Source organism: Actinokineospora sp. UV203, from assembly GCF_056323665.1.
Window position 1 is genome coordinate 2,203,264 of sequence record NZ_CM150484.1, and the last position, 26,335, is coordinate 2,229,598.

The 26,335-nt window shown below is 69.3% G+C and carries 25 protein-coding genes; 6 read left to right on the forward strand and 19 right to left on the reverse strand.

The window, feature by feature from the left end:
• Positions 1 to 24: 24 nt before the first annotated feature.
• From ACUZ2Y_RS10080 to ACUZ2Y_RS10090, 3 genes are read left to right on the forward strand one after another with little or no spacing between them, the layout of a single operon-like run.
• Positions 25 to 3,045 carry a DEAD/DEAH box helicase gene (locus ACUZ2Y_RS10080; RefSeq protein WP_476329165.1) on the forward strand — a complete coding sequence of 1,007 codons (3,021 nt, stop codon included), beginning with the start codon at positions 25 to 27 and terminating at the stop codon, positions 3,043 to 3,045.
• Positions 3,038 to 3,853, forward strand: a complete 816-nt coding sequence (locus ACUZ2Y_RS10085; protein ID WP_476329167.1) for an SWIM zinc finger family protein — start codon at positions 3,038 to 3,040, stop codon at positions 3,851 to 3,853. Before ACUZ2Y_RS10080 ends, ACUZ2Y_RS10085 begins: the two co-directional genes overlap by 8 nt.
• The gene (locus ACUZ2Y_RS10090) at positions 3,850 to 4,878 is read left to right on the forward strand and encodes a DUF2293 domain-containing protein (protein ID WP_476329168.1); all 1,029 of its coding nucleotides are present in this window, start codon (positions 3,850 to 3,852) and stop codon (positions 4,876 to 4,878) included. Before ACUZ2Y_RS10085 ends, ACUZ2Y_RS10090 begins: the two co-directional genes overlap by 4 nt.
• Positions 4,879 to 4,935: 57 nt before the next feature.
• On the opposite strand, the gene ACUZ2Y_RS10095 is transcribed toward ACUZ2Y_RS10090, so the two are convergent.
• The 4 genes from ACUZ2Y_RS10095 to ACUZ2Y_RS10110 all read right to left on the reverse strand — a co-directional run bounded on the left by ACUZ2Y_RS10095 (position 4,936) and on the right by ACUZ2Y_RS10110 (position 8,021).
• Positions 4,936 to 5,904 carry a neutral zinc metallopeptidase gene (locus tag ACUZ2Y_RS10095; protein ID WP_476329169.1) on the reverse strand — a complete coding sequence of 323 codons (969 nt, stop codon included), beginning with the start codon at positions 5,902 to 5,904 and terminating at the stop codon, positions 4,936 to 4,938.
• 90 nt (positions 5,905 to 5,994) lie between these two features.
• Positions 5,995 to 6,384: a hypothetical protein gene (locus ACUZ2Y_RS10100; RefSeq protein WP_476329171.1), complete on the reverse strand. Its 390-nt coding sequence runs from the start codon at positions 6,382 to 6,384 to the stop codon at positions 5,995 to 5,997.
• Positions 6,381 to 7,106, reverse strand: coding sequence for an SDR family oxidoreductase (locus ACUZ2Y_RS10105; RefSeq protein WP_476329172.1), 726 nt, complete (start codon positions 7,104 to 7,106; stop codon positions 6,381 to 6,383). The genes ACUZ2Y_RS10100 and ACUZ2Y_RS10105 overlap by 4 nt, the downstream gene beginning before the upstream one ends.
• A gap of 21 nt (positions 7,107 to 7,127) precedes the next feature.
• Positions 7,128 to 8,021 carry an RNA polymerase sigma-70 factor gene (locus ACUZ2Y_RS10110; protein WP_476329174.1) on the reverse strand — a complete coding sequence of 298 codons (894 nt, stop codon included), beginning with the start codon at positions 8,019 to 8,021 and terminating at the stop codon, positions 7,128 to 7,130.
• Positions 8,022 to 8,095: 74 nt separating this feature from the next.
• On the opposite strand from ACUZ2Y_RS10110, the gene ACUZ2Y_RS10115 reads away from it, so the two are divergent.
• Complete coding sequence (locus ACUZ2Y_RS10115) at positions 8,096 to 8,707, forward strand: LysE family translocator (protein WP_476329176.1); 612 nt, start codon at positions 8,096 to 8,098, stop codon at positions 8,705 to 8,707.
• Between the two features lie 13 nt (positions 8,708 to 8,720).
• Here ACUZ2Y_RS10115 and ACUZ2Y_RS10120 read toward each other — a convergent pair whose 3' ends face one another.
• The 7 genes from ACUZ2Y_RS10120 to ACUZ2Y_RS10150 all read right to left on the reverse strand — a co-directional run bounded on the left by ACUZ2Y_RS10120 (position 8,721) and on the right by ACUZ2Y_RS10150 (position 15,042).
• On the reverse strand, positions 8,721 to 8,906 hold the full coding sequence (locus ACUZ2Y_RS10120; RefSeq protein ID WP_476329178.1) for a hypothetical protein: 186 nt from the start codon (positions 8,904 to 8,906) through the stop codon (positions 8,721 to 8,723).
• A 78-nt stretch (positions 8,907 to 8,984) separates the two neighbouring features.
• Positions 8,985 to 9,479 (reverse strand): helix-turn-helix domain-containing protein, encoded by a 495-nt coding sequence (locus ACUZ2Y_RS10125; protein WP_476329180.1) that lies wholly within the window; start codon positions 9,477 to 9,479, stop codon positions 8,985 to 8,987.
• Positions 9,480 to 9,756: 277 nt separating this feature from the next.
• Complete coding sequence (locus ACUZ2Y_RS10130) at positions 9,757 to 10,182, reverse strand: cytotoxic translational repressor of toxin-antitoxin stability system (RefSeq protein WP_476329182.1); 426 nt, start codon at positions 10,180 to 10,182, stop codon at positions 9,757 to 9,759.
• Positions 10,179 to 10,595 carry a prevent-host-death protein gene (locus ACUZ2Y_RS10135; RefSeq protein WP_476329184.1) on the reverse strand — a complete coding sequence of 139 codons (417 nt, stop codon included), beginning with the start codon at positions 10,593 to 10,595 and terminating at the stop codon, positions 10,179 to 10,181. Before ACUZ2Y_RS10135 ends, ACUZ2Y_RS10130 begins: the two co-directional genes overlap by 4 nt.
• Positions 10,596 to 10,746: 151 nt before the next feature.
• A complete protein-coding gene (locus ACUZ2Y_RS10140) occupies positions 10,747 to 13,581 on the reverse strand; it encodes a vitamin B12-dependent ribonucleotide reductase (protein WP_476329185.1) in 2,835 nt (944 codons plus the stop codon).
• A gap of 118 nt (positions 13,582 to 13,699) precedes the next feature.
• Positions 13,700 to 14,173: a transcriptional regulator NrdR gene (gene nrdR, locus ACUZ2Y_RS10145; RefSeq protein WP_476329187.1), complete on the reverse strand. Its 474-nt coding sequence runs from the start codon at positions 14,171 to 14,173 to the stop codon at positions 13,700 to 13,702.
• 395 nt (positions 14,174 to 14,568) lie between these two features.
• On the reverse strand, positions 14,569 to 15,042 hold the full coding sequence (locus ACUZ2Y_RS10150; RefSeq protein WP_476329189.1) for a LysM peptidoglycan-binding domain-containing protein: 474 nt from the start codon (positions 15,040 to 15,042) through the stop codon (positions 14,569 to 14,571).
• Between the two features lie 258 nt (positions 15,043 to 15,300).
• Between ACUZ2Y_RS10150 and lexA the strand changes: the two genes are divergently transcribed.
• On the forward strand, positions 15,301 to 16,011 hold the full coding sequence (gene lexA / locus ACUZ2Y_RS10155; RefSeq protein ID WP_476331698.1) for a transcriptional repressor LexA: 711 nt from the start codon (positions 15,301 to 15,303) through the stop codon (positions 16,009 to 16,011).
• A 130-nt stretch (positions 16,012 to 16,141) separates the two neighbouring features.
• On the opposite strand, the gene ACUZ2Y_RS10160 is transcribed toward lexA, so the two are convergent.
• The 5 genes from ACUZ2Y_RS10160 to ACUZ2Y_RS10180 all read right to left on the reverse strand — a co-directional run bounded on the left by ACUZ2Y_RS10160 (position 16,142) and on the right by ACUZ2Y_RS10180 (position 21,362).
• The gene (locus ACUZ2Y_RS10160; protein WP_476329191.1) at positions 16,142 to 17,161 is read right to left on the reverse strand and encodes a hypothetical protein; all 1,020 of its coding nucleotides are present in this window, start codon (positions 17,159 to 17,161) and stop codon (positions 16,142 to 16,144) included.
• A 151-nt stretch (positions 17,162 to 17,312) separates the two neighbouring features.
• Positions 17,313 to 18,764: a GTPase HflX gene (gene hflX, locus ACUZ2Y_RS10165; RefSeq protein WP_476329193.1), complete on the reverse strand. Its 1,452-nt coding sequence runs from the start codon at positions 18,762 to 18,764 to the stop codon at positions 17,313 to 17,315.
• 136 nt (positions 18,765 to 18,900) lie between these two features.
• Positions 18,901 to 19,737 (reverse strand): diaminopimelate epimerase, encoded by an 837-nt coding sequence (dapF, locus tag ACUZ2Y_RS10170; RefSeq protein WP_476329194.1) that lies wholly within the window; start codon positions 19,735 to 19,737, stop codon positions 18,901 to 18,903.
• Between the two features lie 9 nt (positions 19,738 to 19,746).
• Complete coding sequence (gene miaA / locus ACUZ2Y_RS10175) at positions 19,747 to 20,649, reverse strand: tRNA (adenosine(37)-N6)-dimethylallyltransferase MiaA (protein WP_476329196.1); 903 nt, start codon at positions 20,647 to 20,649, stop codon at positions 19,747 to 19,749.
• A complete protein-coding gene (locus ACUZ2Y_RS10180; RefSeq protein ID WP_476329198.1) occupies positions 20,646 to 21,362 on the reverse strand; it encodes a class III extradiol ring-cleavage dioxygenase family protein in 717 nt (238 codons plus the stop codon). Before ACUZ2Y_RS10180 ends, miaA begins: the two co-directional genes overlap by 4 nt.
• Before the next feature lie 986 nt (positions 21,363 to 22,348).
• Between ACUZ2Y_RS10180 and ACUZ2Y_RS10185 the strand changes: the two genes are divergently transcribed.
• Positions 22,349 to 23,620: a DUF349 domain-containing protein gene (locus ACUZ2Y_RS10185; protein WP_476331701.1), complete on the forward strand. Its 1,272-nt coding sequence runs from the start codon at positions 22,349 to 22,351 to the stop codon at positions 23,618 to 23,620.
• Between the two features lie 148 nt (positions 23,621 to 23,768).
• Here ACUZ2Y_RS10185 and ACUZ2Y_RS10190 read toward each other — a convergent pair whose 3' ends face one another.
• The 3 genes from ACUZ2Y_RS10190 to miaB form a co-directional block, all read right to left on the reverse strand.
• Positions 23,769 to 24,086 (reverse strand): hypothetical protein, encoded by a 318-nt coding sequence (locus ACUZ2Y_RS10190; RefSeq protein ID WP_476329200.1) that lies wholly within the window; start codon positions 24,084 to 24,086, stop codon positions 23,769 to 23,771.
• 269 nt (positions 24,087 to 24,355) lie between these two features.
• The gene (locus tag ACUZ2Y_RS10195) at positions 24,356 to 24,841 is read right to left on the reverse strand and encodes an Rv2732c family membrane protein (RefSeq protein ID WP_476329202.1); all 486 of its coding nucleotides are present in this window, start codon (positions 24,839 to 24,841) and stop codon (positions 24,356 to 24,358) included.
• A complete protein-coding gene (miaB, locus tag ACUZ2Y_RS10200) occupies positions 24,826 to 26,301 on the reverse strand; it encodes a tRNA (N6-isopentenyl adenosine(37)-C2)-methylthiotransferase MiaB (RefSeq protein WP_476329204.1) in 1,476 nt (491 codons plus the stop codon). The genes ACUZ2Y_RS10195 and miaB overlap by 16 nt, the downstream gene beginning before the upstream one ends.
• Between the last annotated feature and the right edge of the window lie 34 nt (positions 26,302 to 26,335).

Sequence of the window (26,335 nt, forward strand, 5' to 3'; positions counted from 1 at the left end):
GCGCCTGTCGGTATGGTCTAGCGCGTGTTGGCGCTGCACTGTCTGGCCACGGCCGCGGGAGAGGTGGCGCTGTGGGCTGAGGATTCGGAGTTGCCGCCGCGCCGCGCGAGTCGGACGGCTCGCGCTCATCCGTTCGCGGTGCCCTCCGACGTCCTCACCGATCGGCTCGGTGTCGCGGCCAAAGCCCGGACGCTGCCGGTCCTGCTGCCCTCCCGACCGGCTGCCCCGGTCGACTCCCCCGAGTTGGTCCGCGACCCCATGGTCATCCTCGCGAAGCCACGCGGGGAGGTCACGCTGCGGCCTTGGCAGGTGCCGGTCCTCGGCTGCGACCCGGCCGCGCTGGCCGCCGAACTGCCGCGGCTGCTCGACCTCGACGACGACATCCGGCCGGGCGCGAGCGTCCGGTTCGTCGCCACCGTGGCCGCGCTCGCCGAAGACCTGGTCGACCGCGGCCGGGTGCTGCCCGCGATCGTCACCGAGGCCGACGGTCCGGCGGCGCGCTGGCGGCCGGTGCTCTCCGGGGCCGACGCCGCCCGGTTCGCCCGGCTACGCGACAGCGTCCCGCCGGTGGCGCGCGCGGAGCAGTTCGAGCCCGACCTGCTCGACGGGCGCGACGCCGACGATGTGCTGCGGCGGCTGCTCGACGCCATGGTCGACCGGGTCGCGCGAAGCAGGCTCGCCGACTCCCCTGTCGCGCCGCCGGGTAGTTACCGGGCCATTGAGGAGGCGTCCGGGGCGTTCCTCAACGCGCTGACCGGCGACCCGCATCTCGACGCCGACAGCTCGCTGGTCGACCTGCTGAGCCGCCAACTCGACACGTGGCGATCCGGCGCGGCGAACCAGAACCCGGTTCGCACCTGTCTGCGGCTGAAGTCCCCGGAACAGGCCGAGCAGTGGGAGGTCGAGTTCCTGCTGCAGGCCGCCGACGACCCGAGTGTCCTCGTGCCCGCCGCGCAGGTGTGGAACGGCGAGAGCGTCCTGCACCGCTGGGTGACCCGCCCGCAGGAGCTGCTGATCGCCGATCTGGCGAAGGCGGCGCGGATCTTCCCCGACCTTGACACCGCCCTGCGCGACTCGCGGCCGATCGGCATGAAGCTCGACACCGAGGGCGCCCACCGGTTCCTCAGCCACGCCCCCGCGCTCGACCAGGCCGGGTTCAGCGTGCTGCTGCCGACCTGGTGGCGCCAGTCCTCAGGCATCGGCCTGCGGCTGACCACGGCGTCGCGCGGCACGGCGGGCACGGTCAGCCGCAACACGATGCTGGGCAAGGACGAACTGGTCGACTACCGCTGGGACCTTGCGCTGGGCGACCTCACCCTCAGCGAGCACGAGCTCAAAGAGCTGGCCGCCGCCAAGGTGCCGCTGGTGAAGGTCCGCGGCCAGTGGATGCACCTCGACCAGCGCAGGCTCGCGGCAGGCCTGGCCTTCCTGGAACGCTCGGGCAGCGGTCAGATGTCCGCGGGCGAGGTCATCGACCTGGCCGGGATGCCGCCGGACGACGACGAGTTCCCGGTCCCGGTGCTCGACGTCGGCGGCACCGGCTGGCTGGCCGACCTGCTCGGCGGGTCCGTCGAGGCCACCCTCGACCCGGTCGACACGCCCGCGGGCTTCACCGCCGAACTGCGGCCCTACCAGCGCCGGGGCCTGGCCTGGCTCACGTTCCTCGACCGGCTCGGGCTGGGCGCCTGCCTGGCCGACGACATGGGCCTGGGTAAGACCGTGCAGCTGCTCGCGCTCGAAGTCGCCGCCCGCGCGACACCGGGCCGCGCGCCGACCCTGCTGGTGTGCCCGATGTCGGTGGTCGGCAACTGGCAGCGCGAGACCGAGAAGTTCGCCCCCGGCCTGCGGGTCCACGTCCACCACGGCGCCGACCGGATGAGCGGCCCCGAACTGGCCGCTGCCGTCGCCGGCACCGACCTGGTCATCACCACCTACGCCCTCGCCGCCCGCGACACCGCGGAGCTGGCTGAGCTGACGTGGGACCGGATCGTGCTCGACGAGGCGCAGAACATCAAGAACAGCGCGTCCCGCCAAGCGCAGGCCGTTCGGTCGTTGCCCGCGCGGCATCGGATCGCGCTAACCGGCACGCCGGTAGAGAACCGGCTCGCCGAACTGTGGTCGATCATGGACTTCGCGAACCCCGGACTCCTCGGCCCGCTGGCAAGGTTCCGTGCGCGCTACGCGGTCCCGGTCGAGCGCTATGGCGACGAGGACGCCGCGGCCCGGCTGCGGCGGATCACCGGACCGTTCGTGCTGCGCCGGGTGAAGACCGACCCGGCGATCATCGACGACCTGCCGGACAAGATCGAGATGAAGCAGCTCTGCAACCTCACCACCGAGCAGGCCACGCTCTACCGCGCGGTCGTCGACGACATGCTCGGCAAGATCGAGGAGAGCGAAGGCGTGCAGCGCAAGGGTCTGGTGCTCGCGACCATGACCAAGCTCAAGCAGGTCTGCAACCACCCGGCGCAGTTCCTCGGCGACGGCTCCCGCATCGCCGGCCGCTCGGGCAAGCTGGCCCGGCTGGAGGACATCCTGGAGGAGGCGCTCGCCGAGGGCGACCGCGCGCTGTGCTTCACGCAGTTCGCGAGCTACGGCGCGATGCTGGTCCCCTATCTGGCCGCCCGGTTTGATACCGACGTGCTCTTCCTGCACGGCGGGACGCCCAAGAAGCAGCGCGACGCGATGGTCGAGCGGTTCCAATCCGGCGACGGTCCGTCGATCTTCCTGCTCTCGCTCAAGGCGGGCGGCACGGGTCTGACGCTGACCGCCGCCAACCACGTGATCCACTTGGACCGCTGGTGGAATCCGGCGGTGGAGGACCAGGCCACCGACCGCGCCTTCCGGATCGGGCAGCGGCGCGATGTGCAGGTGCGCAAGTTCGTCTGCATCGGCACGCTCGAGGAGCGGATCGACAAGATGATCGAACAGAAGAAAGCGCTTGCCCAGCTCGTCGTGGGCGCGGGCGAGGACTGGCTGACCGAGCTGTCCACGGCCGAGCTGCGCGAGTTGGTCACCCTGTCCGCGGAGGCCGTCGGTGAGTGACGAGTGGTGGCGCACCGAGCCGACCAAGACCATCCGGGTCGAGGGCGGGATCCGCACGCGTAGCCAGCACGGCGACATCGCGCGCACCTGGTGGTCCCGCCGGTTCTTCGAGGTGCTGGAATCGCTGGGCATGGGCGGGCGGCTCGAACGCGGCAAGCGGTACGCGCGCGCGGGGCAGGTGTTGAGCCTGTCGCTGTCCACCAGCATCGCCGTCGCACAGGTCCAAGGCTCACGGCCGGAGCCGTACCGGGTGCGCATCGGGATCAAGGCGTTCACCCCCGAGCAGTGGATCGAAGTGGAGAAAGCGCTTGCGGGGCAGGCGCTGTTCATGGCGAAGCTGCTGGCCGGGGAGATGCCCGCCGACATCGAGGCGGTGTTCGGCACCGTCGGCCTCAAGCTGTTCCCCGACTCGTCGCGTGAACTGTCGATGGACTGCTCCTGCCCGGACTGGGAAGTGCCGTGCAAACACCTGGCCGCCGCCTGCTATCTGCTCGCGGAATCGTTCGACGCCGACCCGTTCGAGATGCTCGCCTGGCGCGGCCGCGGCAGACAGGAACTCCTGGATCATCTCCGGGCGTTGCGGGACAGCACGGTGAACACGACGCCGACGGACGTCGGTGAGCCGCTCTCGTCGGTGCTCGATTCCTTCTGGGGCAAGCCATCCCCGCGCACCGGGGACGCTCCGGCCGCGGCGGACAAGCCCGACGCCCTGCTCGACCAGCTCGACCCGCTGCCGGTGATCGTGCGTGGGCGTGCGCTGGTGGAGTTCCTCCGACCCGTGTACCGGACCATGGTGGAAGGTTCATGAGACTTGCCGGACGGGTGGCCGCGGTCGCCGAGGAATTGCTGCGCCGCAAGAAGTTCGTCAGCCCGCTCGACGTCATGACCGGGTTGGGCTGGCTCAGCGGGCGGGTGGTCGAGTCATGGGAGCAAGGCCGGACCCCGCAACTGGACCAGGTCGCGGCCGTGCCCGCGGAGCGGATGGTCGAGGCCGTCGAACTGCTGCGCGAGTGGGCCGAAGAGCGCGGACTCGCGCCGTCCGAAGTCGACTACATCGCCGCGACCCGTGACCGTCGGGCCCTGGTCTTCGGCGGCAGCGACGACAAGCGGTACCGCACCCACTGGACCGACCCCGAGCTTCCCGCGGCGCGGCGGGAGAAAGTGCTGGAACGGCAGCGGAAGGTGCCGGACCTCGTGGTCATCCAGCCGGACAAGCACTGGTACTGCGCGCAGTGCCAGGACACTGGCGACTTCCACTTCCTGGAGGACGAGCGCCCGCTGTGCCTGGGCTGCGCGGACATGGACCACCTGGTGTTCCTGCCGTCAGGCGACACGGCGCTGACCCGGCGCGCCCGCAAGGCCAGCGGGCTGGCCGCGGTGGTCGTGCGGTGGGACAAGTCCCGCAAGCGGTTCCAGCGGCGGGGGCTGCTGGTCGAGCGGGGCGCGCTCGACGTCGCCGAGGAGCAGTGCTTCGCCGACGAGGAACTTCGGGAGCGGCGCAAAGCCCGCGACCGTGAGCGGCGTGCCGCCCAGGACGTCGAGTTCCAGGCGGCGTTCGCGCTGCGCATCGCCGAACTGTTCCCCCGGCTGGCGATCGAGCGGGCGAAGGCGATCGCCGAGCACGCGGGGACACGGTCCAGCGGCCGCGTCGGGCGCTCGGCGGCCGGTCAGGCGTTGGACGAGAACGCGGTGACGCTCGCCGTGGTCGCGGCCATCCGGCACGAGGAGACCGAGTACGACGCGATGCTCATGGCCGGGGTCGCCCGAGCCGAGGCGCGCGAGCGCATCCGCGACGACATCGAGCGGGTGCTCGCCGAGTGGCGCGCGCCGTGAACTGCGAACTCACTGTTCTGAACGGTGAACTCATTGTCGGGAACGGGCGACTCGCGGTTATTTGACCTCGTCGCTGGGGGCCTGCCAGGTGTTGCAGGAGGCACTCGACTTGCCCTCGAAGCCGGCCTTCGCCCAGGCGGACTGGTTCTTGCGGCTGCCGTGGGTGTCGCTGTTCAAGGTGTCGTTGAAGCTGTCGACGGAAGCCTGCGCCAAGTCCTTGTCCACCGAACCGTTTCCGGCGACGGCGGCCAGGAACGCCCCGGCGAAGCAGTTCGCCTGAAGCTCCACGCGCCTGCTCAGTTCGAGCAGTTCGTCCTCGTCGGCGACCCGTTCCTGATCCTGGGCCGCGCGGAGGATACCCGCCTGGGCCTGCACGTGGTGCCCGTACTCGTGGGCGAGAACGGCGAGGTGATAAGCCGTCTCGTCGCCCGCGTCGCGGATCAGCCGCTCCCGCGGCATGTAGATGATCTTGTCGCGGGCGCAGTAGAACGCCGTCGCCTCGTCCTCGTGCGGGGCGAAGCCGCACTTGGTGCGCGGGTCGTCGGCGATGTTGAGCCCGGGGCTGCGGAACGGCAGGTTCACCGAGGTCAACACGGGTCGCCACGCCTCGTCGAGGCAGGTGATCCCCTTGCGGTAGTAGCTCTCAAGTTCGCCTGCCCCGGTGTCGAGGTCCGGCAGGTCGCACGCGGCCGAGCGCAGCGGCGCGCCGGGAACCAGCACCGGGTTGGCCGCGAGTTCGGCAAGCGAACCGGGATCGGCGCGGGGGCGTTGGCCGACACCGTGCTCGCCGACCGCGTACGCGGTGCCTTCGACCGTGGTCGACAGGCCGCCGGAGGTCACCTTGCCGATCACCGCTATCCACGCGATGCCGACCAGCACGATGCAGAGCACGGCGAACAGCACGATCGGCGAGTTGCGGCGCGGCGGCTCGGCGATGGTGACGACGGAGACCTGGGACAGGAAGATATCCCGGTAGTCGTCGGGCAGCGGTGGCGTCCGCGGACGCTCACCATCCGGTTCGCTCACTTGCCACCCCCGTCGTCGGCCGCCCGCGGACCGGCGCCCGACTGGGCGTGCGGTCCCCCCGAACCGGCCGTGCCCATTCTATGCGGAGCCCTACGACACCGTTTTCGGCAGACGGCGAGTCATCGATAGCGCTATCGCGCCCAGCAACACCGGCACGGCAAGACCTACCAGCACCAGAGTGCCCTCAGCCTGCCCATAATGGCCGGTCCTGGTGAGGTGGAAGACCAGGTGTGGGACCGCGAAGGTCAAGTACGCCACGAGCGCGACTCGGACGAGCGTCCGTTCGAGCGTCACCGCGGCGGCCGTGAGCACCACGGCGATCCCGAGGCTCGCCGCGCCGAAGTCGCGGAAGAGGTGGTCGCTGAACGGCGGGTCCAGCGCGACCGTGGGGACGGTGTCGTAGAACGAGCGCGGGAACAGCAGGGTCCATCCACCCAGCACGCCCTCGGTGAGCGCGAGCAGAGCCACGATCGCCCTCATGGCTTCGCCAGGAAGGTGTCGAAGTCGACGAGGCCGTCGGCGTGCTCGGGCGTCAGATGGTCCCCGCGCCGGTAGGCGGCGAAGGTCTTGCCGGGCAGCCACAGCGGGACGGCGGGGCGGCGGCTGCCGATCGACCGCAGGTAGGCGCGGGCGAGGTCACCCGCCTTCTCGACCTTGGGTCCGCCCAGGTCGGGAACGCGGCCCGCGGGCGGGCCGTCCGCCAGGTCGATGAGCCGGGCGGCCACGGTCTCGGTGTCGACGGGCTGGAACCGGAGCGAGGGATAGAACAGGACGGGGAGCCGCTGCACCGACCACAGGCGGGCGAGCAGGTCGTGGAACTGCGTGGTGCGCAAGGTGGTCCACGGAATGCCCGAGTCCTCGATCAGCCGCTCTACCGCCAACTTGGTCTTGTAGTACGGCAGCGGAACGCGGTCGATGCCAACGATCGAGATATAGACCAGATGCTTGATACGGGCTGCCTTGGCCGCGACGAGAAGGTTCTCGGTGGCGACAACGTCTTTGCTGCCCAGCGTGGTCGCGCAGTGGATGACGACGTCCACATCGGCGAGCGCGGCGTCGAGGCCGTCGCCGGTGAGCAGGTCGACGGGCGGCGTAGTCGAGCGGCTGATCGCGCGCACGGGCCTGCGCGCGTCGGTCAGTTGGCGCACCACGACACGGCCGAGGGTGCCTTTGCCGCCGGTCACCAGAATCGGTGGGGTCACGGGTCCTCCAGGGTTGATCGGTCACCCCTGAAGACCGGACAGCTCCCCGGAACGTGACAGCTGCCCGGCCAGATAGGTCAGCTTGTCGGGATTCGCCACGATCCGCAGCGCGACCACCCGGTCCCCCTCGATCTGCGGCGCGAACAGGCCCGACGGTGTCTCGCCGACCCAGCCGAGCACCGCGAGATCGCCGTTGACCTCCACGAACGTTGCGTTCGTCATGGTGTTGAATCGGCGGAGGAGACCGATGAGGTAGCGGGCCACCTTGTTCGCCCCGACCACCGGCCTGCGCGCGGCGTTGACCTTGCCGCCGCCGTCCGCCCACGACGTGGCATCGGCGGCGAGCATCCGCTCAAGGCTGGCGACATCGCCCTCGTAGGCAGCGGCGAGGAAGCGTTCCAACAGCGCATGGTCGCGGCTAGCGCTCCCCCGCGGCTGGTGGCCCGCCAACCGCTGCCGCGCCCGGCGGTGCAGTTGGCGACTGTTGGCCTCGCTGAGCCCGAGCACCGCGGCCACGTCGGCATGCGGGTAGGCGAAGGCCTCACGGAGCACGAACACGGCGCGCTCGACGGGTGTGAGCTGCTCCAGCAACACCAGCAGCGCGAACGACACCGACTCCCGCCGCTCGGCGGTGTCCACCGGCCCCAGCGTGCCGTCCGCCGTCGCCACGGGCTCGGGCAGCCAGGGCCCGACGTAGTGCTCGCGGCGGGCGCGGGCGGAGGTGAGCTGGTTGAGGCACAGGTTGGTGGCCACGGTGGCCAGCCAGGCGGAGGGGATCTCGACGTCGTCGGCCTGGCTCCACCGCAGGTAGGCCTCCTGGACGATGTCCTCGGCCTCGGTGGCCGACCCGAGCATCCGGTAGGCGATCCCGAACAGCCGCGACCGCTGCGCCTCGAATTCGACTACGTCGTCCACGGTTTCGGATCCTGCCTGATGGCCTGTACGTTGATCCGCACTGGGGACACGCACATCGCACGGAGGTCCACGCCGTGAGCGTCGAGTTTTGGCTGACCACTCTGATCATTGTGATCACACCGGGAACGGGCGTCGTCTACACGATGGCCGCCGGCCTCGCCCGAGGCTCCCGCGCGAGCGTCGTCGCGGCACTGGGCTCCACCGTCGGGATCGTCCCGCACATGCTCGCCGCGATCACCGGACTCGCCGCCCTGCTGCACACGAGCGCGTTGGCATTCCAGATCCTCAAGTACCTGGGCGTCGCCTACCTGCTGTACATGGCGATCAGCACGTTCCGAGACAAGAGTGCGTTGACCGTCACGGAAGACACGGGACCGCGATCGGTGCGCAAGGTGATCACCTCGGCGATCGTGCTGAACCTGCTCAACCCGAAGCTGACGATCTTCTTCTTCGCGTTCCTCCCCCAGTTCGTGACCGCCGGGGAACCGAACGCGTTCCCGCGCATGATCGCCATGAGTGGTGTGTTCATGGCCATGACGTTTGTCGTCTTCACGGCGTACGGCCTTTTCGCCGCCGCGATCCGCACCCATGTCATCTCGCGGCCGAAGATCCTGGCGTGGATGCGCCGGACTTTTGCGGGCGCTTTCCTTGTCCTGGGGGCGAAACTCGCTTTCACGGACAAATGAGAGTCGTACGTCCTCACAACAGACCACGTTGGCGCGCCCACGAGTCAAACTCACGCCCCGTGACTGGCAACCGCATCCCGCTCGCCGCGAGCATGTCGACCAGGACACCAGCGGCGGTCAACGTCAGCTTGCCGTCACGACATGAGCGCGCCAACAGCCACAACGTGCCGTGAACCTCAATCCCGAATTTTCTCCCCACGCGAGTCGCCGACTGATCATCAGTGATCGCAACCGCATTCCGGAGTTCGGCAAGGGCAAAACGCTGGCTTCACCAAGGTCATGTTCCCCGGCACCGATCCGCTCCACCCACTCCGAATAGCGTTCCAAGTCTCCAATCGAATCCAGCGGAACCCTTCTGGGCCCACTCCAACTCCAACGCCTGCTGAAGCTCGGGGTGAGCCTGAACGCCTCGACCAATCTCGTCGATGACCACATAAGTCGTGAGACAGGCGTCGTCGATCAGCAATTCCCTCAGCACGTCAAGACGATCCACTCGCGCGATCGCCCGCACCCCAAGGCCCTCGCGGTGCAGCGTCGCGATCCGTTGCCGCTCCAGCAGCGACAGGAACCGGCACGACCGCGCGGGTTCCGGGAGCCGAGCTGGCGGCAGACCACCGTTCTCCGCCCGCCACCGATAGCCCGTCTTACGACCGATCCCCAGGATCTGACACGCCTCAACCGTGCCTACCCCGGACAAGATCAGCCGCCAGTACTCAGACTCGATATCCAACCTGCGCTTCGGTCCACGCCTCGCCATCAACACGCCCATCATGATCAGGAGTGTTGCAACAAGCACTAGAACCCGAGTGCCACGCGGGGGTCAGTTTTCACGCGCCGTCGACACTGGAACTGGCGAGACGTCGATCTGCGGCGGGATACCGCACTGCAGACCACCGAGATCGACATCGCCGCTGCGATCCGCACCCCATGTCATCTCGCGGGCCGACGACTCTGGCCTGGATGCGCTTGCATCGCGGCGCTTTCCTTGCCCTAGGTGCGAATTAGCTTTGACCGACAAGTGAAGTCGATCCCGGCAAGCCGTTGGTACTTCAGAGTCCGTCGGTCCAGTAACGCAGCAGTCTGGCGACCGCATCGTCCTTGGTCATGCCCATCACCTCGGACTCATCCAGGCCGACGCGACTGATCAACATGTGCACAAGGTCGGCGGGCAGCGCCTGGGCCGGCGGCTCGGGCATCCCCCGGTCGGGTTTGACGCCATCGCGCGCGCACGCCCAGAACTGCGGTTCGCCCACCTCAAGTTGATCTCGGAGGATGTGTTTCCACATGCTCGGCCCATAGTTCGTTCGATTGACCGGATGCGACACGCGCGTGCGCAGAATCCGGCCGTCGACAAGGTCCAGTTCATAGGTGATGTGGTGCGTGCCCGTTCGCCCACGGGCGTCTCGGACTCGACGCCACACCTCGACCTGACAGAAGGTGTCATGATCCTTCCGTGTCGACTGGGGCCAAGTCATGGGGCGGCACCCACAAGCCAGTCGCGCAGCTGGTCGTCATCGCTGAAGGTGATCAGATGGACCAAGCCCCAATTGCCACGATGATTCGGTGCATTCAGCAGGCGTTCCTGCCAATCCTGCGCATACTCCCGTAAAGCGTCGATCATCTCGTCGATCGCCTCGTCGAAAGACGCGCCATCGGCCGCGACCGGCAACCCTGGGATGAGCACTGACCAGCCGTCGGTCTCAGCCACGACCTGGGCGCGAGAGGGAACGATCGAAGCGAGGAAGTGACGGAGGCGCTCGGCGTCGACCATCGCCGTCGTCGCGGAATCGCGCCGAACCGTCGCTACCTGCCCTCGGTCCGCGGCATCCAGCAAATCCTTCAGGTGTGCGCGAGCTTCGGTGTAGCTGTCGTAGTGGACAGACGACATGGCAGATCCTCTCCAGCGTGGCAACCAATTGTTGCCCGAGAGGTGCAGGTACGTCAAGTACGTGACGTACCTACGGTGTCGTAGCCACGGAAAGCCCGAAGGCCGTGGCTACTCATCGCCACGGCCTTCGGGTGCACTGAAAATTACGTGATCAGCTGCAGCCCGAAGTGCTGCCGCAGCCCTCACACACGTAGCAAGAGCCTGCCGGGCGCATCTTGGTCCCGCAGGTCATGCACAGCGGGGCGTCGGCCGCCTTGCCCAGGTGCAGTTCCAGCAGTTCCGTGGAGCTGTGCGCCTCGGGCTTCTCCGTGGACTCCGCCGCCTCGATGGTCGCGCGGGGGCTGGCGTCGACCGAGGTGCGTAGGCCTTCCAGGTCCACATCGGACGGACCGCCGTAGCCTGCCGAGACCTCCGCGGAACGCTCGTCGGCGGTGAAGATGCCGAGCTGCGCGCGCTTGTCGTAAGGCAGGTAGTCCAGGGCGAGCCTGCGGAACAGGTAGTCCAGGACGCTGGTGGCGATCCGGACGTCCGGGTCGTCGGTCATGCCCGCCGGTTCGAAGCGGACGTTCTGGAACTTCGAGACGTAGAACTCCAGGGGGATGCCGTACTGCAGGCCCACGGAGATCGACATCGAGAACGCGTCCATCACGCCCGCCAGAGTGGAGCCCTGCTTGCCAAGCTTGACGAAGATCTCGCCGAGGCCGTCGTCCGGGTAGGAACCGGCGTGCAGGTAGCCCTCGGCGCCGCCGACGGTGAAGGACACGGTCTGCGACGGGCGCTTCTTCGGCAGGCGCTTGCGGACCGGGCGGTACTCGATGACCTTCTCCGGCTCGGCCTTCGCCGTGTTGCCTTTGTTGGCACCCTTGCCCGCCGACAGCGGCTGGCCGACCTTGCAGTTGTCGCGGTAGATCGCCAGTGCCTTGATGCCCAGCTTCCAACCCTGGAAGTAGATCTCCTCGACGTCCTCGACCGACGCCGCTTCCGGCATGTTGACGGTCTTGGAGATCGCGCCCGAGATGAACGGCTGCACCGCGGCCATCATCCGCACGTGGCCCATCGGCGCGATGGAGCGCTCGCCCATGGCGCAGTCGAAGACCTCGTAGTGCTCGTGGCGCAGGCCGGGGGCGTCCACGACGTGGCCGTGCTCGGCGATGTACTCGACGATGGCCTCGACCTGCTCGTCCTGGTAGCCCAGGGACTTGAGCGCGCGCGGCACCGTCTGGTTGACGATCTGCATGGAACCGCCGCCGACGAGCTTCTTGAACTTGACCAGCGCGAGGTCCGGCTCGATGCCCGTGGTGTCGCAGTCCATCATCAGACCGATGGTGCCGGTCGGCGCGAGCACGCTGGCCTGCGCGTTGCGCCAGCCCGACTTGGTGCCGATCTCCAGCGCGGACTGCCACTCGCGGGTCGCCACGCGCTGAACGGTGGCGTCGGTGGAGTGGTGGGTGCGCAGCAGGTCGTTCGCCGCGGCGTGCTTGCGCATGACCCGCTGGTGCGCGTCGGCGTTGCGGGCGTAGCCCTCGAACGCGCCGACGACGCCGGCCAGCTCGGCGGAACGCCGGTAGGCGGTGCCGGTCATCAGCGAGGTGATCGCCGCCGCCAGGGCGCGGCCACCCTCGGAGTCGTAGGCGTGGCCGGTGGCCATCAGCAGCGCGCCGATGTTGGCGTAGCCGATGCCCAGCTGGCGGAACTTGCGGGTGGTGTCGGCGATCGGCTCGGTCGGGAAGTCCGCGAAGCAGATGGAGATGTCCATCGCGGTGATGACGATCTCGACGGCCTTGACGAAGGTCTCGGCGTCGAACGTGCCGTCGTCGCCGAGGAACTTCATCAGGTTGAGCGACGCCAGGTTGCAACTCGAGTTGTCGAGGTGCATGTATTCGCTGCACGGGTTCGACGCGCTGATCCGGCCCGACTCGGGGCAGGTGTGCCAGTCGTTGATCGTGTCGTCGTACTGGATGCCGGGGTCGGCGCACGACCACGCGGCCTGCGCGAGCTTGCGGAACAGCGGCTTGGCGCCGACCTCCTCGATGACCTCGCCGGTGGTGCGCGAGCGCAGCCCGAACTTGCCGTCGTTCTCCACGGCGTGCATAAAGGTGTCGGAGACGCGGATCGAGTTGTTCGCGTTCTGGTACTGGACCGAGGTGATGTCGCTGCCGCCGAGGTCCATGTCGAAGCCCGCGTCGCGCAGGACCCGGATCTTGGCCTCTTCGCGCGCCTTGGTCTCGATGAACTCCTCGACGTCGGGGTGGTCGACGTCCAGGACGACCATCTTCGCCGCGCGGCGGGTCGCCCCACCGGACTTGATGGTTCCCGCGGAGGCGTCGGCGCCGCGCATGAAGGACACCGGGCCGGACGCGGTGCCGCCGGAGGAGAGCAGCTCCTTCGAGGAGCGGATGCGGGAAAGGTTCAGGCCCGCGCCGGAGCCGCCCTTGAAGATCAGCCCCTCTTCCTTGTACCAGTTGAGGATCGAGTCCATCGTGTCGTCGACGGCCAGGATGAAGCAGGCGCTCACCTGCTGCGGGGAGCTGGTGCCGACGTTGAACCACACCGGGGAGTTGAAGCTGAACACCTGGTGCAGCAGCATCCAGGTCAGCTCGTGCTCGAAGACCTCGGCGTCCTTCGGCGTGCCGAAGTAGCCGAACTTGATGCCCGCGGCGACGTAGGACTTCACGACGCGGTCGATCAGCTGGCGCAGCGAGTGCTCGCGCACCGGGCTGCCGACGGCGCCGCGGAAGTACTTGCTGGTGACGATGTTGGTCGCGTTGACCGACCAGAAGTCGGGGAACTCGACACCCCGCTGCTCGAAGTTCACCGAGCCGTCGCGCCAGTTGGTCATCACCACGTCGCGGTGCTCCCAGGTGACCTCGTCATAGGGGTGCACCCCCTCGGTGGTGTAGACGCGCTGCACGCTGAGCCCCTGCTTCGGCGTGCCGTTGCGCTCCGCGCGGTCGCCCTTCGCCGGGGTGCCCACGGTTTCGGTCATGGCCGGTCCCTCTCCCTCATCACTGGCTTGTCCTGGTGTGGCCACGTCCGGGCTCCCCGTCCGATGCGGCTCAAGTTTCTTCCCGCGCTTGCTCCCGCCCTGGGTGCGCGCGGCGCGTCTAGTCGTCATCTGGCTTCGCCTCGCCCGCCATGGCGGCGCGCAAGTCGGCGATCTCCTTCTCGAAGTCCTCTACCGAGGAAAACGCGCGGTAGACGCTGGCGAAGCGCAGGTACGCGACGCCGTCCAGCTCCCGCAGCGGCCCCAGGATCGCCAACCCGACCTCGTGGCTCGGGATCTCGGCGCTGCCGGTCGCGCGAATCGTGTCCTCGACTTTCTGGGCGAGCAGCTGCAGCTGGTCCTCGTCGACCGGCCTGCCCTGGCAGGCCCGCCGCACGCCCGTGATCACCTTGTCCCGACTGAACGGCTCGGTGACCCCCGACCGCTTCACCACGGCGAGGACCGCCTCCTCGACGGTGGTGAAGCGGCGGCTGCACTTGGAGCAGGACCGCCTGCGGCGGATCACCTGCCCGTCGTCGACCTCGCGTGAGTCGACGACCCGGGAGTCGGAGTGGCGACAGAATGGACACCTCATCGGGTCTCATCCCTCCCTCTCTGCTCCGGTCATCCGAGTAGCCGCATGTCCGGGCGTCCACGACCACGCTTGGTGATCAATCTGTGGACAGCTTGTGGGTAACTCAACCCAACCTGTGGACGAACTACAGCGGCGTAACTACTAGATGTTGGGGTTGAACTTATTCCTCGACGCCACATGATGCAAGTTGGCACGCCGCTGTAGCACCGAACGTGAGCGGTCGGAAACCGGGTACACATCCAGTAGTTCCAACATCCAGGTGAACCGACTTATTCACTCTTTCGGCGGAATCTGGGCCGCACTCGGGCGGGCTACACCGTAGATCAACTTCGGCCCGGACAGCACAAGACCCGCACCTCAGTGAGGCACGGGTCAGTTCTGTCGAAGCGTCGAGATCAGCGCGAGAACGGCACCATCAGCGGCTGACCGGCGCGGACCATCGAGCCGTCGAGCGCGTTGAGCTCGCGAATCTTGGCGACGACCGCGGAGACGTCACTGTCGGGCGCCATCCGGACGGCGAGGTCGGACAGGGTCTCGCCGGGCTCCACGCGGACCACTGTGGTCGTCGTCGGGACTTCGGCGCCCGTCATCGCGCCGGCGAACGAGCCGAGGCCGAGGATCGCGAGCGCGACCACCACCGCCAAGCCGACCAACACGGCAATCGGCGGCGACGCCACCCGGGGACCGCAGTCCGGGGCCGCCACGACGTGCGGAGCGAGCACTCGACGTCGCCTGGTCGGCGGCCGCGGCCTCCCCTGGCCGATCGGCCGGGCGGGCCGCAGCGCGGGCTTCGGCGGCGCCACCTGCGGGGATCGACCTTCCGACAAGCCGGTCGACCTAGGCACCGCCACCGCCGCAGTCGCAGCCATCGCAACCTCCTCGAACTACCGTTCGATCGAACGTCCGTGCGAATGTCTACCACCCGGCACCGACAAAATCGAGACCCGCCCGGCGTGTCGCTCGAACAGGTGTTTGATCTGTCCAGGTCGGCGGACTAACGTCGAGACCGGAGATGATCGACGTCGATCCACTCCGGGACGCGATCAGCCGTCCCGGGTTCGCAGGGAGGCAGCGCAGTGGCAGGCACGAGTGGTCGCAAGCCCGCAGGGACACCGAAGCGGAAGCCCTTGTCGGGGGGCAACGTGCGCAGTTTTCCCGAGCTGGACCAAACCCCGGACGGCGCTGAGCTGCCGCTGCGCCAGCGTCAGGTCCTCGAAGTCATCCGGTCGTGGGTCCAGCGCTTCGGCTATCCCCCGAGCGTTCGCGAGATAGGCGAGGCCGTCGGGCTCACCTCGACGTCGTCGGTGGCCTACCAGCTGCGCGCGCTGGAGGAGAAGGGCTACCTGCGTCGAGACCCGAACCGCCCGCGTGCGATCGGCGTGCTGCCCGCGAACGCCACCCCGGGGCAGCTGCGCGGCGAGCAGGTCGCCCCGGTGCTCATCGAGGCGGCCGACGAGGGTCCGAAGCCGACCTACGTGCCGGTCCTCGGCCGGATCGCCGCCGGTGGGCCGATCCTGGCCGAGCAGGCCATCGAGGAAGTGTTCCCGCTGCCGAAGGAGATCGTCGGCGAGGGCTCGCTGTTCATGCTCAAGGTCGCGGGCGACTCGATGATCGACGCGGCGATCACCGATGGCGACTGGGTCGTGGTCCGCCAGCAGCCCACCGCGAACAACGGTGAGATCGTCGCCGCGATGATCGATGGCGAGGCGACGGTGAAGACGCTGAAGCACCGCGACGACCACGTGTGGCTGCTGCCGCACAACGCCGCCTACGAGCCCATCCCCGGCGACGACGCCACCATCCTCGGCAAAGTAGTAGCAGTCCTACGCCGACTGTGACCGCCTCCCCGGAATTTTGACGTTGGGTCAGGTGCCGGGTAACGGTGCGGTTGGTGGGTGACCGTGGTGGGCTGTCGTCGCGGTCCCCTTGGGCGCCGGTTGGATGCGCTGACGGTTTGTCGGACACGACTTACCTGGCGGCCCGTGCTCGACGGTGCATGAACCACAGGACGGCGCCGATGGCGATGGCGGTGAAGACGATGGCGGGCAACGGGTCCAGCCCGCCGCCATCGGCGCTCTTCGCGGCGGCCGCCTGGCCACCGGGCCGTGATTCCTCTTCCGCCTTCGGTGGCGGGGCGAGCCGCCCGGCGGCCCCGGGAACGGCGCGGATCGGTTGTCCCACGCCCTCGGACGCGGACACCAGGGTGCCGTCGGGTTCCAGCCCGATGGCCTCCCCCTGCTTCTCCTCGGGGAGTGGGATCCGGACGGGGTCGGTCTTGAACGCGGCGAGCAGGTCGCCGTCGGGCACGGCGTACAGGTACGCGTCGGTGTAGGTCCGCAGCGCGACCACGGTGCCGCCCGGGTTCGAGGCCGCGCCAGTCACCACGACCGAGCCGATGCTCGGGTTGACCGGCCCGCCTGTGGTGTCGGTGCTGGTCAGCTGCACCGAGCCGACCTTCTCCAGCGCGGTCGGGCCTGGGCTGGTGATCGGGGCGACGGGGCGGTAGATGTCACCGCGGCCGAAGGGGTTCTTGGTGATCAGGTAGGGCGTGCCCGCACGGTCCAGCAGCAGCGCCTCGGTGTCGTGCGCGCCGTCGGGGTAGGTCAGCCGGTGCACCTTGGTCTTGCCGTCCGGGGTGAGCGCGATCAGGGCGACCGTTTCGCGCTTCTTGTCGTTGTCGCCGGTGTCGGCGAGCCAGAAGGTCCCGTCGGCGCCGCGGGCGAGGTCTTCGACGTCGAACGGGTCGGTCGCGCCGCTGATGACCCGCTCGACCTTGCACTCCTTGGTCAGCACGTAGACCGTCGACTTGGTGCCGCCGTCGTTGACCGCGTACCACCGGTCGCCGTCGGCGACGAGCCCGGACAGTTCGCCGATCCGCTTGTCGGCCATCACGCAGACATCCTGCGGAGTCTGCACACGCGCGGACGCGCTCGTGGCTCCGAAGCCCACCAGACCCGCCACGAGCGCAGTCGTCACCAACGCCCGCACTGCCACCTCCCCCGCTCCGCTTGTCCCACCAACGGTAGCCGTCGGATGGTTCACGCAACGGTGGACGTGTCGGAGCGTGTCGCGTTCCACCCGGACGTGGGTCGGCGGCCCGGATCACTCCGGGCCGCCGATGTGGTGACGCTGTGTTCGATTACGCCGAGGTGCCGTTGGCCGCGAAGCTCTCCAGCACACCGGCGAGGTCCGCCTTGACCATCGCGCGCAGCTGGGTGCCCGCCGCGGTGTGTTCCTCGGTCAGCACCTCGCCCTCGCGGTGGACCCGGGCGACGAGTTCGCCGCGGGCGTACGGGACCAGGACGTCGACCTGCTGGTTCGGCCGCGGGATCAGACTCGCGATGCGCTCCCGCAGCTCGTTCATGCCCGCCCCGGTGTGCGCCGAGACGAACACCGCGCCGGGCAGCAGGTGCCGCAGCCGGGCCAGCGCGAGCTCGGAGGCCGCGTCGACCTTGTTGACCACGACCAGTTCGGGCGGCATCTTCACGTCGCGGCGCTCGCCGATCTCGTTGAGCACCTCGCGCACGGCCCTGACCTGCCACTCGGGCATCGGGTCGGCGCCGTCGACCACGTGCACGACCAGGTCCGCGTCGGCGACCTCGTCCAGGGTGGACCGGAACGCCTCGACGAGCTGGTGGGGCAGGTGGCGCACGAAGCCGACCGTGTCGGTCAGTGTGTACGTGTTGCCGTCCGGGGTCTCGGTGCGCCGGGTCGTCGCGTCGAGGGTCGCGAAGAGCGAGTCCTCGACGAGCACGCCCGCGCCGGTCAGCACGTTGAGCAGGCTCGACTTGCCCGCGTTGGTGTATCCGGCGATCGCGACGCTGGGAATCTCGTTGGCCACCCGCTGCCCGCGCTTGGTGTCGCGGACGGTGGTCATCGCCTTGATTTCCTTGCGCAGCTTGGAGATCTTCGCGCGGATCCGGCGCCGGTCGGTCTCGAGCTTGGTCTCACCGGGACCACGCAGACCCACACCGCCGTTGCCGCCGCCCGCACGGCCACCGGCCTGGCGGGACAGCGTCTCACCCCAACCACGCAGGCGTGGCAGCAAGTACTGCAGCTGCGCCAGCTCGACCTGGGACTTGCCCTCCCGGGACCGGGCGTGCTGGGCGAAGATGTCGAGAATCAGCGCCGTGCGGTCGATGACCTTGACCTTGAGCCGCGCCTCCAGCTGCTGCAGCTGGCTGGGCGAGAGCTCACCGTCGCAGATCACCGTGTCCGCGCCGGTCGCCCGGACGATGTCGCCGAGCTCGATGACCTTGCCCGAGCCGATGTAGGTCGCCGGGTCCGGCTTGTCGCGGCGCTGCACGAGACCTTCGAGGACCTCGGAACCCGCGGTTTCGGCCAGCCTCGCCAACTCGGCCAGCGAGGCCTCCGATTCCAGCGCGGAACCGTCGGTCCACACGCCGACCAGCACGACTCGTTCGAGTCGCAGCTGTCGGTATTCGACCTCGGTGATGTCTTGGAGCTCGGTCGACAGACCGGCTACGCGACGCAGTGATGATCGCTCTTCTCGCTCCAGGTCACCGAGGGAGAGCTCAGCCGGGTCGGCCACCGCGCCGTTGATTTCCTGCTGAGTGAATTCCTCTGTCACCTGGTGAGCACATCCTTCGCGTCGGGTGGAATCGGGCGATTCCGTTGTGCACATAGTCCCATGGTTCAGCGGCGTATTCGAGTCAGTTATTCCCGCGGGTTGGAACGCCCGCGGGCGGGTACCCCTTACGTCGCGCTCAGCGCTGGGCGTCCCACCAGGCCTGGTCGAGTTCGCCGCGCGCGACGAAGACGGCGGGGCCGGTGAGGGTGCTGGAGGTTTCGCTGATCGTGACGCGCACGGTCCCGCCTGGGACGTGCACGGTGCACGATCCGGTGGTTTCGCCCTGGGCGGCGAGGGCGGCGGCCGTCGCGGCGACCGTGCCGGTGCCACAGGAGCGGGTCTCGCCGACGCCGCGCTCGTGGACACGCAGGTGGATCTCGTCCGGGTCGACCGGGGCGACGAATTCGACATTCACGCCGTTCGGGAAGAGATTCGTGTCGTATTCCGGCTGGACGGTCAGGTCGAGGCTGTCGAGGTCGACGGAGTCGAGGACGCAGGCCAGGTGGGGGTTGCCGACGTCGATGCCGATTCCGGGATACGTCGCGCCGTCGACGACCGCGACGGAGTTGCCGAGGCGGCGGACCGGTCCCATGTCTACGGTCACCGTGCCGTCCGGGTGCACGACCACGGGGCGCAGACCCGCGCGGGAGCCGACCGGGAACTCGGGGCTGCCGACCAGGCCGCTGTCGTGGAGGTATCGCGCGAAGACCCGCACGCCGTTGCCGCACATCTCGGCGATGGAGCCGTCGGCGTTGCGGTAGTCCATGAACCACACGTCGCCGTCGATGTCGGCGGGCGCGTCGGGGAGGGCTTTGGTGCGGACGACCCGCAGGACGCCGTCGGCGCCGAGCCCGCGGGCGCGGTCGCACAGCGCGCGGATCCGCGCGACGGTGAGGTCGAGATCGCCGTCGGGGTCGGGCAGCAGCACGAAGTCGTTCTCCGTGCCATGTCCTTTGAGAAACGTGATCGCCACGTGCCCAGGCTACCGTTCGACCAGGGCGAGAGCGGCGTCGACCAGGTCGGGTCGGGCGGCGTCGAGCCAGGTCAGGCGCTTGTCGCGGCGGAACCACGACCGCTGCCTGCGGACGAACCGGCGGGTCGCCCTGGCGGTCTCGGCCGCGGCCGCGTCGAGGTCGTGATCGCCGTCGAACGCGGTGAGGACCTGTTGGTAGCCGAGCGCGCGGGACGCGGTCCGGCCTTCGCGCAGGCCATGGTTCTCCAACTCGCGGACCTCTTCGGCGAGCCCGCGGGCGAACATGCGCTCGACGCGCAGGTCGACCCGCTCGTCCAGCGCGGCGGCGTCGCGGTCGATGCCGACCATGACCATGCCGTAGCGGGCGGGTCCGGGCTTGGGCATCGTCGCGGAGAACGGGCGGCCGGTCAGTTCGATGACCTCGAGCGCGCGCACGACCCGCCTGCCGTTGGTGGGCAGGATCGACTCGGCGGCCACCGGGTCGAGCACCCGCAACCGCGCGTGCAGGGGGGCGACACCCACGGTGTCCAGTTCGGATTCCAGCCGGGCCCGCAGGGCGGCGTCCGTGCCGGGGAAGTCCAGTTCGCCCACCACGGCGTGCACATAGAGGCCCGAGCCGCCGACGAGGATCGGGACCCGGCCGCGCGCCAGGATGTCCTCCACGGCCGCGCGGGCGTGCCGCTGGTAGGCCGCGACCGAGGCGGTCTCGCGCACGTCGAGGACGTCGAGCTGGTGGTGCGGGATGCCCCGTCGCTCGTCCATGGTGACCTTCGCGGTGCCGATGTCCATGCCCCGGTAGAGCTGCATGGCGTCGGCGTTGACCACCTCGCCGCCGAGGCGCTCGGCCAGGGTGACACCGAGGTCGGACTTGCCGGTGGCCGTCGGACCGACGACGGCGACACTCAGAGTCACGGGGCCACCGGTTCCCAGACGGCGAAGTGGTAGGCGACGCCGAAGGGCAGCTGGACGCTGGAGCGCACGCACCGCCAGGACCGGCCGTCCGCCCGGACCGCCCCGGCGAGCACCTGCCACGGGGCTCGGCCCACGGCGCCGAGTTCGTCGGCTTCCGCCGGGTCCAGCGCGAGCAGCGCGTCGAGGTCGACCTGGGCGAACGCGGCGGCGACCGACTCGTCGAACGAGCCCGCGCGCGCGTCGGGCCTGCCGATTGCCTTCTCGCCGTGGCGGTGTGACCCGTCGCCGAGCACCAGCAGACCCACGGGCTCCTCGCCTGCCGCGAGCCGCGTGCCTTCGGCGACGCATTCCTCGGTGGGCAGGTCCGTGGGGACCAGCTCCACCGCGACCTCGGCGGCCCCGACCTGGCCGCGGAGCCATCCGGCCACCAGCGCGGGCAGCGGCAGGTCGACATCGGCCACCCGTTCGGCGGCACCCGGCCCGAGCTCGACCCGCACGTCGGCGCCGAAGCCGCGGAACGTCCCGGCCGCGTTCTCGATCCGCTCGGCCCGCTCCCCCGCGCCGACGGCCAGCCAGGTGGGCGCGACCTGCGCAAGGTCCTTCGCGACCGCCACAGCCGCCGCCCGGACGGCCGCCGCGTCGACGTCGTCCCCGCCGACGAGTTCGGGCACGAGCAGGGGTGGCTGCGGAAGCACCGCGACGCGGGATATCACCCGGCCGAGGTTACTGTCCGTCGAAGTATCTTGTCGTTGTCGGCCCACGAACGGCCGAGTTGCGGCACCATGATGACCATTGCGGCCCTCGGAGTACCCAGGCGGCGCCTGACCTGTTTGAATGCGCGCGGGTAGAGCCGCACGACCTGAGGGTCGTACGCACAGTGCTGGGCCCCGCCGCGCGCGGGGCGCCCGTGGGAACACGGGCACGCAGGCAGGAGGAGCCGGTCATGACGGACAGGGACAAGAGCGCCGAGACGGTGACGGACGGCGTGGTCGACGCGCCCGGGAGCGTTCCCGAAGCGGTCACGCAACGTCCGGGAGGCGAATCCCGCCCCGCTGTACCCGTCGACACGGACACGGACGCGGCCGAGGTCGAGGTCGAGGTCGCTGAGCAGGCGACTGTGACGGGCGAGGACATCTCCGAAACCGAGACCGCGAGCCCCACGGCGGCTGATGTCACCACCGGCGACACCGACGGCGCCACCGAGGCCGAGTCCGCGGCAGCAGTCGAGACCACGCCTGCCGCCGACGAGGCCGAGTCCACCGAGGCGACCGAGACCACCTCTACCGCCGACGAGGCTCAGTCGACGGAGGCGCCCGAGAGCGCGCCTGCCGCCGACGAGGCCGAGTCCACCGAGGCGACCGAGACCACCTCTACCGCCGACGAGGCTCAGTCGACGGAGGCGCCCGAGAGCGCGCCTGCCGCCGACGAGGCCGAGTCCACCGAGGCGACCGAGACCACCTCTACCGCCGACGAGGCTCAGTCGACGGAGGCGCCCGAGAGCGCGCCTGCCGCCGACGAGGCCGAGTCCACCGAGGCGACCGAGACCACCTCTACCGCCGACGAGGCTCAGTCGACGGAGGCGCCCGAGAGCGCGCCTGCCGCCGAGGAGGCCCCCGCCAAGCCCGCGGCGAAGCCGGTGCCGAAGCCCGCCGCGCTGCCCTCCGCTGTCGCGAAGGTCGCGCACGCCGCGCCGGTCGTCGTGCCCGCGCCCGCCGCGGCAGCGGTCGACGTGCTGCCGCCGGTGGCGGTGGCGTCGGCCGACCCGTCCAAGTGGGGTCGGGTCGACGAGGAAGGCACCGTCTACGTGCGCACCGCCGACGGTGAGCGCGTGGTCGGGTCGTGGCAGGCCGGAGAGCCCGCCGAAGGGCTCGCGCACTTCGCGCGCCGGTTCGATGACGTCCGCACCGAGGTCGAACTGCTCGAGACCCGGCTCGCGTCCGGGTCCGGCGACCCCAAGCACGCGGCGACGAACGCCAAGCACATCAAGGACTCCCTCGCCGAGGCGCACGTGGTCGGCGACCTGGTGGGCCTGGCGGCCCGGCTCGACCAGGTGATCGCGCACGCCGCGGTCGCGCTCGACCACGCCAAGCACGCGCGGGACGAGGCGCGGGCCGGTTCGGTGGCGCGCAAGGAAGAGCTGGTCACCGAGGCCGAGCAGTTGGCCGAGGAGTCGACGCAGTGGAAGGTCGCGGGCGACCGGCTGCGCCAGATCCTCGACGAGTGGAAGACGATCAAGGGCGTCGACCGCAAGACCGATGAGCAGCTGTGGCGCCGGTTCTCCAAGGCCCGTGACACGTTCAACCGCAGGCGCGGGTCGCACTTCGCCGACCTCGACCGCCAGCGATCCACGGCCAAGTCCCGCAAGCAGGAACTGGTCGACGAGGCCGAACTGCTGTCCGAGTCCGACGACTGGGGCCCGACGGCCGCCCGCTACAAGGAACTGATGCTGGAGTGGAAGGCGGCGGGCCGCGCGCCCAAGGACGCCGACGACACGCTGTGGCAGCGGTTCCGGGCCGCGCAGGACAAGTTCTTCAGCAGGCGCTCGTCGGTGTTCGACGAGCGGGACGCGGAGTTCGCGCAGAACGCGAAGCTCAAGGAAGAGCTGCTCGCCGAGGCGGAGAAGATCAACGTCAAGAGCGACCTCGACGCCGCCCGCGCCCAGCTCCACAAGATCCAGGAGAAGTGGGAGCTCATCGGCAAGGTTCCGCGTGAGCGGATCCGCGAGCTCGAGGGCCGCATGCGCACGATTGAGGAGAAGGTCCGGACCGCGGCGGACGCGCAGTGGCGGAAGACCGACCCCGAGGCCGAGGCGCGGGCCGCGCAGTTCCGTGAGCGGGTCGAGCAGTTCGAGGCGCAGGCCGCGAAGGCTCGGGCGGCGGGCGACAAGCGGCGCGCTGAACAGGCCGAGGCTCAGGCCGCCCAGTGGCGTGAGTGGCTGGCCGCCGCTGAACAGGCTGTCGCTTCTCGCTAAGGACACATGGGAAAGGCCGCCCTTCGGGGCGGCCTTTCCCATACCCGCGAGTCGCCCCTCCCGGCAAACGAGTCGCCCCTCCCGGCAAGTGTGTTCGACATTCAGGCGCGAACCTCGACCAAGCCGTGCGTAACCGATGTTCATGGGTTCACGAATTCTGAAGCACGACTCGGTTTGCGATTTCCTGTGCGACCTTCTGAGGGGCCAGGTTCGATGTGTCGATGACGTCAGCGGCATCGCGAAGCCATGGCAGCGCCGCCTGGTAGGGGGCGATGTGGTTCAGTCGCCACTCCCGCGCGGACGTTTCGACCTGGTCTGCCTCAATGCGGGCGGCTAGCTCGGCTTGTCGCACATGCAGCAGGAAGTGCTGAACCGTAATCCCTGCTTTGTCGAAGCCTTGGAAGATCTCCCGTGCGTAGCGTTCGACCAGGACGGTCTGCGGGATGATGAGAGTGCCGGCCGACATAGCGGAGTACTTCGACCGCCGTGTGAGTCACAAGTGGGCGCCACGGTGGCCAGTCCTGGAAGTCCTCGACCGGCTCGGTCAGGACGTGACGCAACATGGAGCCGATCGACTCGGAGTCGAAGATCCGGGACCGTGGAATCAGCTGAGTCAGCCCGCGAGCGGTGGTGGCCTTACCAGCTCCGAAGGTTCCGTTCAGCCACACGATCCTCTGTCACGGTATCGCGATTGCGCTCCGAAGAGCGGCCACTTGTGTGGCGGGCGAGCGATGTTTAGAGCCGGGACCACGCCGTGCGGAACCACAGGACGCCAAGGGTGACCATGGCGATCTCGCTGATGATCAGGCCGATGCCGGGGCCGGGCGACGTCAGGCCCGCGACCGACTGGCGCGTCCAGATCGCCAATAGTCCGTCCACCGAAGCGAACCACGAACCCAGGGCGCAGACCCAGGTGAGTCCCCAGCGCCGCGTGAACAAGGCCAACACCGAGGTGACGACGCCGAACAGGGCCGCCGTGGCGGCGAACAGGCGCGGGACCATTCCGGCCTTGCCCGCCGCATCCCCTTGGTGGAGAAGGACTTCCCACCCGGAGGCGGTGCCCATCCACGGCAGCAGGTAGCCGACGATCAGCACGAACACCGCGACCGAGATGATCACCGCTCGGCCACCCAGCTCGACCGTGCGAGCCGCTTGGTGCTCGACTTCATCGATCTCGCGTTTGAGGCCTGCCATGTCGTCTTCGCTCACGTGGTCACGCATCCGGTGGCCTCGGTCAGCGGGGCGGGCACGCCGAACGCGGGCAGGCCGAGGCCGACACCCGTCGTCTTCGGGCGGATTCCGGCCTCGTGGTGGTCGCCCGCGCGGGTGCGGCGGTGGGACACGACGTCACCGTCGGCGACCAGGTGGTGCGGGGCCGCGTAGGTGATGGTCGTTTCCACCACATCGCCGGGGCGGATCGAATCGGTGGCCCCGGTCGGGGCGAAGTGCACCAGGCGGTTGTCGCGGGCGCGGCCGCTCATCCGGTGGGTGTCGGCGTCCTTGCGCCCCTCCCCCGCCGCGACGACGACCTCGACCGTGCGACCGACCAGTTCCTTGTTGAGGTCCCAGGAGATTTCCTCCTGCAGGTCGATCAGCCGGTCGTAGCGCTCCTGGACGACCTTCTTCGGCACCTGTCCCTCCATCGTCGCCGCCGGGGTTCCGGGGCGCTTGGAGTACTGGAACGTGAAGGCGCTGGCGAAGCGGGACTGGCGGACGACGTCGAGGGTGCCCTGGAAGTCTTCCTCGGTCTCGCCGGGGAAGCCGACGATGATGTCGGTGGTGATCGCGGCGTCCGGCATGGCCTCGCGGACCTTCTCGATGATCGAGAGGTAGCGGGCCGTGCGGTAGGACCGGCGCATGTCCTTGAGGACCTTGTCCGAACCGGACTGCAGCGGCATGTGCAGCTGGTGGCACACGTTCGGCGTCTCGGCCATGGCGGCGATGACGTCGTCGGTGAAGTCCTTGGGGTGCGGGGAGGTGAACCGGACCCGCTCCAGGCCGTCGATCTCGCCGCACGCGCGCAGGAGCTTGCCGAAGGCGAAGCGGTCGCCGAACTCGACACCGTAGGAGTTCACGTTCTGGCCGAGCAGGGTCACCTCGATGACACCCTCGGCGACCAGGGCCCCCACCTCGGCCAGGATGTCGCCGGGGCGCCGGTCGCGCTCGGTGCCGCGCAGCGACGGGACGATGCAGAAGGTGCACGTGTTGTTGCAGCCCACCGAGATCGACACCCAGCCGGAGTGCGCCGAGTCGCGCCGGGCGGGCAGCGTGGAGGGGAAGACCTCCAGCGACTCCAGGATCTCGACCTCGGCCCGCTGGTTGTGCCGGGCCCGGTCGAGCAGGGCGGGCAGCGAGCCGATGTTGTGGGTGCCGAAGACGACGTCGACCCACGGGGCGCGGCGGACGATCTCGCCGCGGTCCTTCTGGGCGAGGCAGCCGCCGACGGCGATCTGCATGTTCGGGTTCGCCGTCTTCGCGGGGGCGAGGTGGCCGAGGTTGCCGTACAGCTTGTTGTCGGCGTTCTCCCGGACCGCGCAGGTGTTGAGGACGACGACATCGGCGACGGCACCGCGGTCGGCGGCGACGTAGCCTGCGTCCTCAAGCAACCCCGACAGCCGCTCGGAGTCGTGGACGTTCATCTGGCACCCATAGGTGCGAACTTCGTAGGTGCGCGCGCTCATCTCGCTGTCCGAGGGTACGCGGCCATGCTGGTCC